1 protein-coding gene is annotated in these 634 nt (G+C 58.0%); it reads right to left on the reverse strand.

Annotated elements, in window-relative coordinates; translation table 11 throughout:
* Positions 1-614: histidine kinase (locus tag KDM41_18420; GenBank protein MCB1185400.1), on the reverse strand; the 614-nt coding region annotated here is incomplete at its 3' end.
* Positions 615-634: the final 20 nt, after the last annotated feature.

A 634-nucleotide genomic window follows, 5' to 3' on the forward strand; every position in this document is an offset into this window, starting at 1 on the left:
GAACGCATTCGCCAGCTACTCAACATTTCCGCGATCAGGTTGCGACTGGATGCATTGTCATCAACGACCAGCACTCGCAGCCCCTCCATTCCGCCAACCGCCAATGCATCAGAACCTTGGTCCGGTGCAGCTGCCACCCTGAAACGCGCTGTAAAGAAGAAGGTCGTTCCTTGGCCTTCGTGGCTTTCGAGCCAGATCCGGCCTCCCATCAGTTGCACCAGTCGCGAAGCAATCGCCAAGCCCAATCCGGTGCCGCCGTACTTACGCGTCATGCTATTATCAGCTTGCTCGAAAGCCGCGAAAATTGCGTCGCGTCGATTCGCGGCAATGCCGATGCCGGTGTCGACGACGGCAAACCGGAGCATCACGCGATCTCCATGAATCGCCTCCGACTCGACTCGCAGAATCACCTCGCCGCTGGCCGTGAACTTAATCGCATTGCCGACGAGGTTCACGATGACTTGCCGCAGACGATTCGGATCGCCATGCACCCAGATCGGTATCGAGGGAGCGATTTGCAGCGCCAACTCGAGACCTTTGCTATGCGCTCGCAATGCCAGCGCTTTGATCATGTCGCCGACCGATTCGCGAAACTCGAAGTCCGCTTCGTCCAATTCAAGCTTCCCGGCCTCGA

The sequence above is a fragment of the bacterium genome (assembly GCA_020440705.1).
GTDB lineage: Bacteria > Krumholzibacteriota > Krumholzibacteriia > LZORAL124-64-63 > LZORAL124-64-63 > JAGRNP01.